Annotated in this window: 10 protein-coding genes; 4 read left to right on the forward strand and 6 right to left on the reverse strand. The window is 58.0% G+C overall.

The window, feature by feature from the left end:
* Nucleotides 1-123 precede the first annotated feature (123 nt).
* Nucleotides 124-1,206, forward strand: coding sequence for a porin OmpC (gene ompC, locus OXR61_RS22120; RefSeq protein ID WP_021507277.1), 1,083 nt, complete (start codon nt 124-126; stop codon nt 1,204-1,206).
* An 81-nt stretch (nt 1,207-1,287) separates the two neighbouring features.
* Here the strand turns inward: ompC and crl are convergent, their stop codons facing one another.
* The 3 genes from crl to gpt all read right to left on the reverse strand — a co-directional run bounded on the left by crl (nt 1,288) and on the right by gpt (nt 3,625).
* Nucleotides 1,288-1,689: a sigma factor-binding protein Crl gene (gene crl, locus OXR61_RS22125; RefSeq protein ID WP_021313042.1), complete on the reverse strand. Its 402-nt coding sequence runs from the start codon at nt 1,687-1,689 to the stop codon at nt 1,288-1,290.
* A gap of 109 nt (nt 1,690-1,798) precedes the next feature.
* Nucleotides 1,799-3,046 (reverse strand): esterase FrsA, encoded by a 1,248-nt coding sequence (gene frsA, locus OXR61_RS22130; protein ID WP_021507278.1) that lies wholly within the window; start codon nt 3,044-3,046, stop codon nt 1,799-1,801.
* Nucleotides 3,047-3,166: 120 nt separating this feature from the next.
* On the reverse strand, nt 3,167-3,625 hold the full coding sequence (gpt, locus tag OXR61_RS22135) for a xanthine phosphoribosyltransferase (protein ID WP_021507279.1): 459 nt from the start codon (nt 3,623-3,625) through the stop codon (nt 3,167-3,169).
* Nucleotides 3,626-3,879: 254 nt separating this feature from the next.
* Between gpt and pepD the strand changes: the two genes are divergently transcribed.
* On the forward strand, nt 3,880-5,340 hold the full coding sequence (gene pepD / locus OXR61_RS22140; RefSeq protein ID WP_021507280.1) for a beta-Ala-His dipeptidase: 1,461 nt from the start codon (nt 3,880-3,882) through the stop codon (nt 5,338-5,340).
* Nucleotides 5,341-5,449: 109 nt separating this feature from the next.
* Here the strand turns inward: pepD and dinB are convergent, their stop codons facing one another.
* On the reverse strand, nt 5,450-6,505 hold the full coding sequence (gene dinB, locus OXR61_RS22145) for a DNA polymerase IV (protein ID WP_021507281.1): 1,056 nt from the start codon (nt 6,503-6,505) through the stop codon (nt 5,450-5,452).
* Nucleotides 6,506-6,749: 244 nt separating this feature from the next.
* On the opposite strand from dinB, the gene dpaA reads away from it, so the two are divergent.
* Nucleotides 6,750-7,493 carry a peptidoglycan meso-diaminopimelic acid protein amidase gene (gene dpaA / locus OXR61_RS22150; RefSeq protein WP_021507282.1) on the forward strand — a complete coding sequence of 248 codons (744 nt, stop codon included), beginning with the start codon at nt 6,750-6,752 and terminating at the stop codon, nt 7,491-7,493.
* Here dpaA and OXR61_RS22155 read toward each other — a convergent pair.
* Nucleotides 7,464-8,231, reverse strand: coding sequence for a class II glutamine amidotransferase (locus OXR61_RS22155; RefSeq protein WP_021507283.1), 768 nt, complete (start codon nt 8,229-8,231; stop codon nt 7,464-7,466). The two genes, dpaA and OXR61_RS22155, sit on opposite strands and share 30 nt — an antisense overlap.
* 48 nt (nt 8,232-8,279) lie before the next feature.
* Nucleotides 8,280-8,858 carry a D-sedoheptulose 7-phosphate isomerase gene (lpcA, locus tag OXR61_RS22160; protein WP_021507284.1) on the reverse strand — a complete coding sequence of 193 codons (579 nt, stop codon included), beginning with the start codon at nt 8,856-8,858 and terminating at the stop codon, nt 8,280-8,282.
* A 229-nt stretch (nt 8,859-9,087) separates the two neighbouring features.
* Between lpcA and fadE the strand changes: the two genes are divergently transcribed.
* Nucleotides 9,088-11,538 (forward strand): acyl-CoA dehydrogenase FadE, encoded by a 2,451-nt coding sequence (gene fadE, locus OXR61_RS22165; protein ID WP_021507285.1) that lies wholly within the window; start codon nt 9,088-9,090, stop codon nt 11,536-11,538.
* The last annotated feature ends 170 nt before the right edge of the window (nt 11,539-11,708 follow it).

The raw sequence follows: 11,708 nt of genomic DNA on the forward strand, positions 1-11,708 counted from the left end.
CGCGATTAACAAGAAATCAGAAAAAATGTCATAAAACCTTCATTGCCAGTCGGTAAAACGTCCCGTGTTTTACAAACCTTTTCACGGGTACAACAAATTTTACTCATTGGGATTGATAGCAAAATGAAGAAAAGCACACTGGCACTCATCGTTTCCGCGCTGGCTCTGGCCTCAACCGCACAAGCCGCAGAAGTTTATAACAAAGACGGTAACAAACTGGATCTGTACGGTCGTGTGAAAGGCATGCACTACTTCAGCGACAACGCAGCCGCTGACGGCGACAAAACTTACATCCGTCTGGGCTTCAAAGGGCAGACGCAGATTAACGACCTGATGACCGGCTACGGTCAGTGGGAATATCAGTTCCAGGGTAACCGCGCGGAAACCAACACCGACGCTAACATCGGTAACAAAACCCGTCTGGGCTTTGCCGGTCTGAAGTTTGGTAACTACGGCTCTGTTGATTACGGTCGTAACTACGGCGTGGTTTACGATGTGCTGGCATGGACCGACGTGCTGCCAGAATTCGGTGGCGACAGTGCCTACACCGACACCTACATGCTGGGCCGTACTTCTGGCGTCGCTACTTACCGCAACAGCAATTTCTTCGGTCTGGTTGATGGCCTGCGTTTCGCGGTTCAGTATCAGGGCAAGAACGATTCCACCAGCGCCAACGGCCGTTCAGAGATTCCTAAGCAGAACGGCGACGGTTACGGTGCGTCACTGGGTTACACCCTCGGCGATAGCGGTGTCAGCCTGATGAGTGCGATCTCCTCTGCTGACCGTACCAACTCGCAGGACGTGGCGACCCGTCTGGGCCGTGGTGACAAAGCGGAAGCCTGGGGCGCGGGCATCAAATATGATGCGAACAGCATCTACCTGGCATCGACCTACTCTGAAACCCGTAACATGACGCCAATCACGGGCGGCGTGGCGAATAAAACGCAAAACTTTGAAGTGGTTGCGCAGTATCAGTTCGACTTCGGTCTGCGCCCATCGCTGGGCTACGTGCAGAGCAAAGGCAAAGACATTGAAGGCATTGGCGATGCGGACATCGTGAAATATGTCGACGTGGCGATGACGTACTACTTCAACAAAAACATGTCGGCCATGGTTGACTACAAAATCAACCAGCTGGATGACAACAACCCGCTGGGCATCAACAGCGATGACGTGGTGGCGGTCGGTCTGACCTACCAGTTCTAAGCGTCAGCATTACCCTGTCTGTGTCTGTAAAAAAAGAGCCGGCTCATCACCGGCTCTTTCTTATTCAGGTCTGACTCAGGTTCAGGCGCTGAGTTTAACCGGCTCTTCTTTGAACCCCGCCGCGGGCCTGAGATCAAGCTTAAACTCATGCAGCGTGGCTTTCAGGCGCTCGTGGAAATTACGCAGCGTGCTCTCCACTTTCTCATTGTTCTCTTTGCCCTTGATGGCGGCCACGCTCCAGTCGCCGTCTTTATCAAACAGGCCGAAGTGGTATTCGTAGGTGAAGTGATCTTCATAGGCGTTCAGCGTCATCCACCAGCCCCAGAACTCGCGGCTTTCCGGCGCCGGTTTGACGTTGACGCACGCCGCCAGGCAATCAAAGAAGAAACGCGTCTCTTCACACTGTCCTTCACGGATGTACGGCCCCAATTCGGTGAAGCGCTTAAGCAGGCGACTACGGGGGTGACCACTCGGTAACGTCATGCTAACTCTCTCCCTCAAATAAACCGTATAAAACGCAGCGCGGCGGCAAAACGCCACCGCACGTATTTTCCCGAAGATAAGTTGTAGCAGAGTCTGCGTATTTCGCCAGTTAGCGCTGCAACTGTTTTGCCAGCCAGTCGCAAATTTGATTGAGCGCCTTGTCAAAGCTGGCAAACACTGGCGTGGCGGGAATCGCCAGCGCCTTGCCCTGCGCCGAGGAGTTGACGATCAGCTGCGCCTCCTCTTCCGGGCTGAACAGATCGTTGGGCCAGTAAGCGGCCAGCATCGGCACCGGCGTCCGGCGACCCAGCAGGCCCTGCACTTTGAGCGAATAGCGGTTGAGCTCGATGCGCAGATTGCTGTCGGAGGTCGACGACATGCCCAGCCGGCTGGCCAGCATGTCCATATACATATCCGGCAGCTGCTGCTGGCGCTGCGCATCGACAAACACGTGATGCACCATCGGCCCGAGCGACGCCACCGCGCGCAGACGCGGCACCTCAAGGTAAGCCAGCCGCGTCGCCACGTTGGCGCCAAAGCGGTAACCGAACAGCGCCACGCGCGTGTGATCAATCCACGGCACGTTGCTCAGCTCGCGCAGCACCTGCTGATGCAGCTGGCTGGTGTCCTGATTGAGCGTCCATTTGCTGCTGAAACCCACCGACGGCATATCCAGCGTCAGCATGGCGATGCCGCGCGGTGCCAGATAATCATGAAACAGCCGGTAATGGTCGCTCTGCAGCGAGTCGAGACCGCCGCACAGCAGCACGGTGGGATACGGCGCGCTGGCCTGCGCCGGCATATGCAGGAAGCCGGTGACCGGACTGCCGCCGCTGATGGGAAAGGTCAGAGATTTCAGCTCGCCTGGCAGACGCTGGGTGGCTTCTTCATAAGCGCGATTCGCCAGCACCTGCGCCTGATCCGCCAGCTCATCACCTTTAATGTAAGGATACGCGGCCAGGCTGTAGAGACTGGCGGCATGCAGCCACTGCTGGCCGGCCTCATCGTGATCGGCGTTCTGCATCGCGCGCTGCTGCCACTGCGCCGCCTGCTTCGACCACTCATAGTTCCAGTTGCCGCCGCGATAGCCAATCACCGTGTCCAGCAGCGTTTCGTCGGTGTGTTCAAACTTACTGACGGCAATGCGCGCCAGCACTTCGCTGATCTCCTGCGGCGCCAGGCCGCGCCACGTCCACAGCAGCTTATTCAGCATGCGATACCAGCCGCGCTGGGTATCGCCTTCCAGGGCATTGTGCACCTGCGCCGTCGGGTGGTGCTGGCGATGCACCAGCGAGGAGGTTTCCGGGTGTTTGAAGCGGGGTTTGAACAGTTCTTCGCTGAGATTTTTCTCGGCCATCTTAAGCTTCTCCTGCGGCAGTCGCATAGATGGCTAAGAGTGTACTGCACCCGCCGCACGGGCGCGAGGCGCAGAAAGCACAACGCCCGGCATAACCGGGCGTTGTTTGCGTTGCATCAATCAGCTTTTTACAATCGGCGGAATGTACACCACGCCCATGTCCCACGGCTGCTCGATCCAGGTGTTCTGCGGAATATCGACAATGTAGTCGTCCACCAGCGCGCGGCCAGCCGGCTTGGCGAAGATGGTGCAGAAACGCGCTTTTGGATACATATCACGAATCGCCTGCGCGGTACCGCCGGTATCCACCAGATCGTCGATGACCACAAAACCTTCACCGTCGCCTTCTGCGCGCTTCAGCACTTTCATTTCACGCTGGTGATCGTGATCGTAGCTGGAGATGCACACGGTATCGACGTAGCGAATCCCCAGTTCACGCGCCAGCAGCGATGCCGGAACCAGACCACCGCGGCTGACCGCGATGATGCCTTTCCACTGTTCCACAGGAAGCAGGCGCTGGGCCAGTTTACGGGCATGAATCTGCAGCATGTCCCAGGTAACGACGTATTTTTCGCTCATAAAAGGAATCCCGGCCAATGAAATTGGCTTAAAAATATGCAAGGGGGAAAAGGTTGCGCGAGATTATAAGGATCTGACGCGTTAAAAACCAGCACCCGTCACATCGGTTGCAGGTTTTTAGCGCGCCCGATGGCGCACCCGGCAGGAAACAGTGATATTCTCTGGCCCATCACGTCAGATGTGCTGACGGCGATCTTTCACTGGAAACCCGCGTGCGAGCGGTATGTCCGCCGCGCTGACACAGGAGACGCGTTGTGTCTGAATTGTCTCAACTTTCCCCGCAGCCGCTGTGGGACATCTTCGCAAAAATCTGCTCGATTCCGCACCCTTCTTACCATGAAGAAGCGCTGGCCGAATACGTTGTTGGCTGGGCTAAAGAGCAAGGTTTCTGGGTTGAACGCGATCAGGTCGGCAATATCCTGATTCGTAAACCTGCTACCGCAGGCATGGAAAACCGTACTCCGGTGGCGCTGCAGGCGCACCTTGATATGGTGCCGCAGAAGAACAATGACACGGTACACGACTTCACCAAAGACCCGATTCAGCCGTACGTTGATGGCGAGTGGGTGAAAGCGCGCGGCACCACGCTGGGTGCGGATAACGGTATCGGTATGGCCTCTGCGCTGGCGGTGCTGGCGGACAACAGCCTGACCCACGGCCCGCTGGAAGTGCTGCTGACCATGACCGAAGAGTCGGGCATGGACGGCGCCTTCGGTCTGCAACCAAACTGGCTGCAGGCGGACATCCTGATCAACACCGACTCGGAAGAGGAAGGTGAGATCTACATGGGCTGTGCCGGGGGTATCGACTTTATCACTACCCTGCCGCTGAGCCGCGAGGCCGTGCCTGCCGGTTTCGAAACCCTGAAGCTGACGCTGAAAGGTTTGAAAGGCGGCCACTCCGGCGCGGACATTCATCTTGGTCTCGGCAACGCCAACAAGCTGCTGGCGCGCTTCCTTGCCGTGCACGCTGCTGAGCTGGATATCCGTCTGATTGAGTTCACCGGCGGTACGCTGCGCAATGCGATTCCGCGCGAGGCGTTCGCTACGCTGGCCATCGACAGCCATAAAGTGGATGCGCTGAAGTCTGCTGCCGCCCATTTCCAGGCCACGCTGCAGAATGAGCTGGGCAGTAAAGAGAAGAACGTCGCCGTGCTGAGCGAGCCGCTGGCGCATCAGGGCCAGGCGCTGACCGCAGACAGCCGCGATCGCTTCATCAACCTGCTGAACAGCACGCCAAACGGTGTGATTCGCAACTCGGACGTGGCGAAAGGCGTGGTGGAAACCTCGCTTAACGTCGGCGTGGTCACCATGGAGCAGGACAGCGCCGAGATCATCTGCCTGATCCGCTCGCTGATCGACACCGGTAAAGATTGGGTGGTCGAAACCCTGACTTCGCTGGGTGCGCTGGCCGGGGCGAAAACCGCGCCGAAAGGTGGTTACCCGGGCTGGCAGCCGGATGCCGACTCGCCGATCATGGCGCTGACGCGTAAGACCTATGAAGCGCTGTTTGGTAAGACGCCAAACATTCAGGTGATTCACGCCGGTCTGGAGTGCGGTCTGTTCAAAAAACCGTATCCAGACATGGACATGGTGTCGATTGGGCCTACCATCACCGGTCCACACTCGCCGGACGAGCAGGTGCACATCGACAGCGTCGGTCTGTACTGGAAACTGCTGACTGCGCTGCTGAACGTGGTACCGGAAAAAGCGTAACGCCGTTGCGATAAAAAAAATCCTGCCCCCGGGCAGGATTTTTTATTTACGGTAACGGTGCCGCGTCAGGCAACCGCGCTGTAGCGCTCTTCCAGCGGCAGCTCAGCCATTACAACCCCAGCACCAGCTGGCGTTCCAGCTGCGGATTTACCAGCGTGACGTGCAGCCCCACCAGCCGCACACCGCGTCCGGCGCGGCGCTCGTCCCAGGCCTGACGCGCCACGGCGATCATGTCGTCTTTATTCAGCACCGGCCAGACATGCTCCTGGGTGGTGAGCTGGAAATCGTTGAATTTCAGCTTTACGCCCTGGCGCGCAATCTGCTTATCCGGGCGGATCGCGCTGAGACGGCGATCGAGTTCGGCATAGAGAAAATCAATAATCTCCAGACACTGCTCCCAGTGATGGATGTCCTCGCCCAGCGTACGCTCGACACCCAGCGATTTACGCTCGCGCTCCACCACCACGTCACGATCGTCGATGCCGTTGCTGCGCTCCCACAGCACGCGGCCAAATTTTCCAAAGCGCTTCAGCAACTGCGCCAGATCGGCCTGTTGTACGTCAGCGCAGGTGCGCAGCCCCATCTCTTCGAGCTTTTTGGTGGCCACTTTGCCGACGCCGGGAATCTTGCTCAGCGGCAGCGTCAGCAGAAAGTCCGGCATCGCCTGCGGCGTGATCACATACTGGCCGTCTGGCTTGTTCATGTCTGAGGCGATTTTGGCGAGGAACTTGATCGGCGCAATGCCGGCGGACGCGGTCAGGCCGGTTTCGCGCAGGATATCGGCGCGAATCGCCTGCGCCATCAGCGTGGCCGATCCCTGGCAGTATTCACTGTCGGTGACGTCCAGATAGGCTTCATCCAGCGACAACGGCTCAATCAGTGGCGTATAGCGGGTAAAGATGGCGCGAATCTGCTGCGAAGCTTCTTTATAGGCGTCAAAGCGGCCGGGCAGCAGTTTCAGATGGGGACAGAGGCGCAGCGCCGTGGCGGTCGGCATCGCGCTGCGCACACCGTATTTCCGCGCCGGATAGTTGGCGGTGCTGATCACCCCACGCTGCACGCGGCTGCCGCCGATGGCAATCGGGATATCACGTAATGAAGGATCGTCGCGCATTTCCACTGCCGCGAAAAAGCAGTCCATATCGACATGAATGATTTTGCGCATACGCCCCTCCGGATACTGGATAAGTATACAGCAGAGAAAAACAACGGCAATATTTGTGGCGCGTGCGATTAAAGTTTACAAATTTGTGGTCGTATTCCCTTTAGGATTGCACCATTTTCTCGGACTCCGGCTTGATTAAACGCCAGACAATGATAATGTTGCGCTGCGGTAGCGGATATTTCCGATAATGCAATACAGTGACGCACTGCGTCAGCGTTCCTCTTCACTTCAAGGTACACACAGAATGGGCAGAATCGCATTATTGTTTGCGATGATTCTTATGCCGCTCCTGAGCTGGGCAATGACGCCTGAGCCAATGCAGCCGCTGGCTCCGGTGAGCAAAGAGTTAAAGAAACAATTACTGGGTACACCGGTATTTATTCAGATCTTCAAGGAAGAGCGTACGCTGGAACTGTACGGCAAAATCGGTAATGAATATCGTCTGCTGGACAGCTATCGCATCTGTAACTTCTCCGGCGGCCTCGGGCCGAAACGTCGTCAGGGCGATTTTAAAAGTCCGGAAGGCTTTTATAACGTGAAGATGAATCAGCTTAAGCCGGACAGCCGTTTTTATCGCGCCATCAATACCGGATTTCCGAATCAGTACGATCGCGCCAAAGGCTATAACGGTAACTATCTGATGATTCACGGCGATTGCGTGTCCGTGGGCTGCTATGCCATGACCAACGCATCGATGGATGAGATCTTCACTTACGTGAACGCCGCGCTGCGTAACGGTCAGCAGGATGTGCAGGTCAACATCTTCCCGTTCCGCATGACCGACAGCAACATGCAGCGTCATCGTTACTCGACTTACATCAGCTTCTGGCGTGAACTGCAGCCGGGCTATGCTTACTTCGCCAAATACCACGTGCCGCCAACGGTCAACGTGACGGCAACCGGTCAGTATGCGGTGAACAACACGCCGGTCATGACCACGCCGGAAGCGGCGTCGAAATCATTCCTGGCGCTCACCCAGGTAAAATAATGCCCACTCGCCTGGCACGATGCGGTGCCAGGTTTCATTACCGGTCAGCGGCTGCGTCGCAATCACCGTCACCACGTCTTTCGGCGTGGTCTGCTGCAGAAAATCAATCTCCACATCCTGATCGAGCAGCTTCGCTTTGCCAAACGGCGCGCGGCGCGTAATCCAGTACAGATTGGTTGAGCAGAAGGCCATTAAATAGCGTCCGTCAGACAGCAGCATATTGAACACGCCCTTCTGGCGCAGCTCCGTCGCCAGTTCCGCCACATAGCGAAACACCGCCGGCCAGTTGCCCGGCGTGCGCGGATAGCGCTCAGCCAGCTTATGCAGAATCCAGCAAAACGCCTTTTCGCTGTCGGTTTCGCCTACCGGACGGAAATGCCCGGTCTCCAGCTGGCGATAGCCCTTTAGCTGGCCGTTATGCGCGTAAGTCCAGTTGCGGCCCCACAGTTCGCGGGTAAACGGATGGGTATTTTCCAGTGATACCTGGCCGCGATTGGCCTGACGAATATGCGCCACCACCGAGTGCGACTTGATCGGATACTCCTGCACCAGGCGGGCAATTGGCGAGTTGTAGCTCGGCAGCGGATCTTTAAACGTGCGGCAGCCTTTATCTTCGTAAAAGGTGATGCCCCAGCCATCTTTGTGCGGCCCGGTTGCACCGCCACGCTGCACCAGACCGGTAAAACTGAAACAGATATCCGTGGGGACATTGGCGCTCATCCCGAGCAATTCGCACATAGCAACCGCCTTATCAGAACCTCCCGCGGGCGCGGGAGGAGCACGTCATCACTTAACCATCTCTTTTTCGATTAACAGCATCAGGATGTGGATCACTTTGATGTGAATCTCCTGAATGCGATCGGCATAACCAAAGTGCGGCACGCGAATTTCGATATCGGCCGTACCGGCCATTTTGCCACCGTCTTTGCCGGTCAGGGTAATCACTTTCATGCCTTTGGCGCGCGCGGCTTCTACGGCTTTGATGATGTTGGCCGAGTTACCCGAAGTGGACAGCCCCAGCAGCACATCGCCCTCGCGCCCGACAGCCTCGATGTAGCGGGAGAACACATAGTCGTAGCCAAAATCGTTGCTGACGCAGGAGAGATGGCTGACATCCGAAATGGCGATGGCCGGATAGCCAGGACGATTTTCGCGGTAGCGCCCGGTCAGCTCCTCAGCGAAGTGCATGGCATCGCAGTGCGAGCCGCCGTTGCCGCAGGAGAGCACTTTGCCACCGGCTTTGAAGCTGTCGGCCAGCAGCACGGCTGCGCGCTGAATGGCGTGAATGTTGGCTTCATCACTCAGGAACTTATTGAGCGTATCGGCGGCTTCATTGAGTTCTGAGCGAATAATGTCCTGATACATAGGGATGTCCTTTAGAGGAAAATTGACCCAGCAAGTTTAACGGAATGGGCCAGAGCCGCAAAGCGCCCGCAGCAGGGAAAAGCGCGACGCCGCGCTGACGTCCAATTGCCGGCGCGATTTTGTGAGTTCGGTTGTAATTGCGGTGTAAACAGATTGATAAATTTCGTGCGCTGCTCTAAACCTTATCACTAACAGGTCAGACCTCTTACAACTTACGGAGCGGTTCATTATGTTGCTTGCCTCGATCATCGCGACGCTGGTGTTAATTAGCGCCCTCTTCTACCATCAGGTTTCACTGCGGCTCAGCAGTGCGATTGTGCTGCTGTGGACCGCGGCACTGGCCGCCACCGGCCTGTGGACGCCGTGGCTGCTGCTGCCGCTGGCCATTATTCTGCTGCCTTTCAACCTGCCGGCGATGCGCCGCAGCATGTTCTCAAAGCCGGCTCTGCACAGCTTCCAGAAGGTGATGCCGCCGATGTCGCGCACCGAAAAAGAGGCGATCGACGCCGGTACCACCTGGTGGGAAGGCGATCTGTTTCGCGGCAAACCGGACTGGCAGAAACTGCACAACTACCCGCAGCCGCGCCTGACCGAAGAGGAACAGGCGTTTCTGGATGGCCCGGTAGAAGAAGCCTGCCGCATGGCTAACGACTTCGAAATCACCCATGAAATGGCCGATCTGCCGCCGGAGCTGTGGGCTTACCTCAAGCAGCACCGCTTCTTTGCCATGATCATCAAAAAAGAGTACGGCGGTCTGGAGTTTTCCGCTTACGCGCAGGCGCGTGTGCTGCAAAAACTGGCAGGCGTGTCCGGGATCCTGGCGATCACCGTCGGCGTGCCGAACTCGCTGGGTCCGGGTGAACTGCTGCAGCATTACGGTACCGATGAGCAGAAAGATCACTACCTGCCACGCCTCGCGCGCGGCGATGAAATCCCCTGCTTTGCGCTGACCAGCCCGGAAGCGGGCTCCGACGCTGGCGCCATTCCGGATACCGGCGTGGTGTGCATGGGCGACTGGCAGGGCCAGCAGGTGCTGGGCATGCGCCTGACCTGGAACAAGCGCTACATTACCCTGGCGCCGATTGCCACCGTGCTCGGCCTCGCCTTTAAGCTCTCCGACCCGGATCATCTGCTGGGCGAAACCGAAGAGCTGGGCATTACCTGTGCGCTGATCCCGACCCATACGCCAGGCGTTGAGATTGGCAGACGTCACTTCCCGCTGAACGTGCCGTTCCAGAACGGGCCGACGCGCGGCAAAGATATCTTTGTGCCGATCGATTACATCATCGGCGGTCCGGCGATGGCCGGTCAGGGCTGGCGTATGCTGGTTGAGTGCCTGTCGGTAGGACGCGGCATTACCCTGCCGTCTAACGCCACCGGCAGCCTGAAAAGCCTGGCGCTGGCGACCGGTGCCTACGCGCACATTCGCCGCCAGTTCAAAGTCTCTATCGGTAAAATGGAAGGGATTGAGGAGCCGCTGGCGCGCATCGCCGGTAACGCTTACGTGATGGACGCGGCGGCGACGCTGATCACCAGCGGCATTATGCTGGGCGAAAAACCGGCGGTGCTCTCAGCGATTGTCAAATACCACTGCACCCATCGCGGCCAGCGCGCCATCATTGATGCAATGGATATCGCCGGCGGTAAAGGCATCATGCTTGGCGAGAACAACTTCCTGGCGCGTGCCTATCAGGGCGCCCCGATCGCCATCACCGTTGAGGGCGCGAACATCCTGACGCGCAGCATGATTATCTTTGGCCAGGGCGCAATCCGCTGCCACCCGTGGGTGCTGGAAGAGATGAACGCCGCCGCGAACAACGATCTCGTCGCCTTTGACCGCGCGCTGTTCAGCCATATCGGCCACGTCGGCAGTAATAAAGTGCGCAGCCTGTGGCTTGGCCTGACCGGCGGCCGCACCAGCGCTACGCCAACCCGTGACGCGACCCGCCGCTACTATCAGCAGCTGAATCGCCTGAGCGCCAACCTTGCGCTGCTGTCGGATGTGTCGATGGCGGTGCTGGGCGGCAGCCTGAAACGTCGCGAACGTATTTCGGCACGCCTCGGCGATGTGCTGAGTCAGATGTATCTGGCATCCGCCACGCTGAAACGCTATGACGATGAAGGCCGCAACGAGGCGGATCTGCCGCTGGTGCACTGGGGCGTGCAGGATGCGCTGCATCAGGCGGAAGTGGCGATGGACGATCTGCTGCGCAACTTCCCGAATCGCCTGGTTGCAGGTGCGCTGCGACTGGTGATTTTCGCCGGCGGCAAACACTGCCCGGCACCGTCCGATAAACTGGATCATAAACTGGCCAAAATGCTGCAGCTGCCGTCCGCAACCCGCACCCGTCTGGGCCGCGGCCAGTATCTGACGCCGAGTGAGCACAACCCGGCCGGTCAGCTGGAGCAGGCGCTGCAGGATGTGATGGCGGCAGAAGTGATTCACGATCGTCTGTGTCAGCAGCAGAAAAAACACTTCTCCTTCACCCGGCTGGATGCGCTGGCCCAGCGCGCGCTGAAAGAAGGCTGGATTGACGAGAGTGAAGCGAAGGTGCTGACGCGGGCCGAAGCCAGCCGGCTGAAGGCCATTAACGTGGATGATTTTGCGCCCGAGGCGCTGGCGGTGGCCAAACCGGACAGCAAACCCAAACCGAGCGCCCGCCCCAGCGAAGCGGCGTAATCGTAAAAAGCCTCCAGCCGGAGGCTTTTTTTATGGCCTGCGGCAGCGGATAAGCGCACTCAGCGTCTGTGCCAGCCACGTTTAGACGTCTAAGCGTCTCGATTGCCAAGTGTTAACATCCTGTTTATAGTGGCTGCAGCACAAGGTTACTCCGCAACGACATTCGCGCT

It is taken from the genome of Pantoea sp. GM_Pan_4 (assembly GCF_026541005.1).
GTDB lineage: Bacteria > Pseudomonadota > Gammaproteobacteria > Enterobacterales > Enterobacteriaceae > Pantoea > Pantoea dispersa.

Excerpts from the sequence above, each read along its gene's own strand:
- ompC (WP_021507277.1), top strand. The coding sequence starts at position 124 with ATGAAGAAAAGCACACTGGCACTCATCGTTTCCGCGCTGGCTCTGGCC.
- crl (WP_021313042.1), bottom strand. The coding sequence starts at position 1,689 with ATGACGTTACCGAGTGGTCACCCCCGTAGTCGCCTGCTTAAGCGCTTC.
- frsA (WP_021507278.1), bottom strand. The coding sequence starts at position 3,046 with ATGGCCGAGAAAAATCTCAGCGAAGAACTGTTCAAACCCCGCTTCAAA.
- gpt (WP_021507279.1), bottom strand. The coding sequence starts at position 3,625 with ATGAGCGAAAAATACGTCGTTACCTGGGACATGCTGCAGATTCATGCC.
- dinB (WP_021507281.1), bottom strand. The coding sequence starts at position 6,505 with ATGCGCAAAATCATTCATGTCGATATGGACTGCTTTTTCGCGGCAGTG.
- dpaA (WP_021507282.1), top strand. The coding sequence starts at position 6,750 with ATGGGCAGAATCGCATTATTGTTTGCGATGATTCTTATGCCGCTCCTG.
- OXR61_RS22155 (WP_021507283.1), bottom strand. The coding sequence starts at position 8,231 with ATGTGCGAATTGCTCGGGATGAGCGCCAATGTCCCCACGGATATCTGT.
- lpcA (WP_021507284.1), bottom strand. The coding sequence starts at position 8,858 with ATGTATCAGGACATTATTCGCTCAGAACTCAATGAAGCCGCCGATACG.
- fadE (WP_021507285.1), top strand. The coding sequence starts at position 9,088 with ATGTTGCTTGCCTCGATCATCGCGACGCTGGTGTTAATTAGCGCCCTC.